This is a genomic window from Paenibacillus sp. Soil522 (genome assembly GCF_001428245.1).
Taxonomy (GTDB): domain Bacteria; phylum Bacillota; class Bacilli; order Paenibacillales; family Paenibacillaceae; genus Pristimantibacillus.
Genome location: NZ_LMRV01000010.1, coordinates 1 through 1,892, shown reverse-complemented (window position 1 = coordinate 1,892; position 1,892 = coordinate 1). Strand labels below are relative to the sequence as shown.

The 1,892-nt window shown below is 42.1% G+C and carries 2 protein-coding genes and 1 pseudogene; all 3 read left to right on the top strand.

What is annotated here, in order from left to right; genetic code table 11:
• A partial coding sequence (locus ASG81_RS02850) for a carbohydrate ABC transporter permease (protein WP_155971147.1) occupies positions 1 to 480 on the top strand: 480 nt, incomplete at its 5' end.
• A 685-nt stretch (positions 481 to 1,165) separates the two neighbouring features.
• Positions 1,166 to 1,402, top strand: a complete 237-nt coding sequence (locus ASG81_RS02845) for a DUF2961 domain-containing protein (RefSeq protein WP_056628927.1) — start codon at positions 1,166 to 1,168, stop codon at positions 1,400 to 1,402.
• A 143-nt stretch (positions 1,403 to 1,545) separates the two neighbouring features.
• Positions 1,546 to 1,892 (top strand): annotated as a pseudogene (locus tag ASG81_RS02840) (sugar ABC transporter permease); the annotation flags it as partial.

Genomic DNA, 1,892 nt, shown 5'->3' with positions numbered 1-1,892 from the left:
CCTTTAATCAGCGTGGCGGTTCCGATGTACGGAATTATAAACCAGTTGGGCCTATACGATACGAAATTCGCGTTGATCCTTGTGTATACAAGCATTAATATTCCATTCGTGATTTGGATGATGATTGGATTTTTTGATGGATTGCCAAAAGAGCTGGATGAATCTGCACGTGTGGATGGCTGCAGCAGGCTGGGTGCGTTTATAAAGATCATTCTGCCCATTTCCCTGCCCGGCTTGGCAACGACCTCCATCTTTTGTTATATGCTATCGTGGAATGATTTTTTGATGGCATTGATGATGACCAGTACATCCGCTAAAACCATGCCTGTTGGTCTTTCCGAATTTTTGGGAGCGTATAATCTTGATTTAGGGCCTATGACGGCAGCGGCTGTCTGTTTCAGTTTACCGGTTATGATTTTCTCCATAATGATTCAAAAGTATATTGTAAGCGGCATGACGATGGGAGCAGTAAAGGAATGAGTGGTTTCAGTTTACCGGTTATGATTTTCTCCATAATGATTCAAAAGTATATTGTAAGCGGCATGACGATGGGAGCAGTAAAGGAATGAGTGAAATGCCGGATTCTTAGGGAATCCGGTATTTTAGGTTTATATGGGCAAATGTATAGACAATTGAATATTCACAGAACTCCAGGCGTAACTTCGACCTCATTATTACTATCCACCCCTTTTAATTTACTTTGCTGCTCCGAAAACATAGTTCTTATGCTCTGCCGTACCGCTATCCTTAATGTGCTATATCGTCTGCTTCTTAACCGTTTCATCATACTATACTTTTTTCATCGACAAACTAAGTTTTATGGAGAAAGCTGTCAAAGTAACATACAAATTATCTCCCAGAAGCAGGAACATAAAAGCAATATGTGATAAGTATTAAAAAACCTTTACCAACGACTTTTAACTATTAGTCATATACAATGAAGACATGGAAAGCGCAAGCAAAGCGCTCCAGTCAACATCTGTGTATAGACAATATTGGATAAATAAATTGTAGTGTGTACAGCAGATGATGGTAGAGAAACAACACTATAGGAGGAAAAAACAATGAATGTATGGCAGCCGAATAGTCCGCTTGGTGGACTGCCGATGATCAAAAATGCGCGCAGCCTTCAGCTCCTTATCACGGCATTTCATTAGGCAGCGATGTGCAGGAGCATTTCGGCAAATGGAGTTTATACCGCTTTTATATTGAAGATCCTATTCGTTTCCAAAAATCAATCAAGGTGACCATTGAACATGGACATGCAAACGACCAAGGAAATGAATTTTCCAGCGTAGCCTACTGGTATCAGTTGGAGCCGCATAAACCGCTTGAAGAGTTGCCGCCTGTGGAGCAAAGATTGCCGCGAAGATGGCCTGAACACGGGTTGTGGGATCGCTAATAGCGGTCAGGGAGAGTGTATGTTGGTTTTAACGACATACATTTCAGGATGTACGAAAAAAAGCTAATATTTTATGTTTTGAGCGGAGGATAGGCTCGCCTATCCTTCGTTTTCTTTAATCGAAATGAAAAGGATGTGACTCTATGACCAAGAGTGATCGGAGAACAGCGCTGTTGTTCTTTTTACCGGCAGCCGTATTCATGGTTCTATTTTTCGTTTATCCCATGTTTCTTCTGGCAAGAGACAGTCTGTTCGACTACAGAACAGGTACGCAATTTGTCGGCGCAGAAAATTACGTCACTGCTTTAACCTCGGCCCGTTTCTACCACTCCCTTTACAATACTATCGTTTTTGTAATTGGAGCGGTGTCGATCGAGCTCGTGCTCGGATTAATTCTGGCGCTGCTGTTAAGCACGGGTTTCAAAGGCAGTCATTTTGCGCGTACGTTATTTTTAAGTCCGCTTATGATCGCACCGCTTGTTCGCTTGTT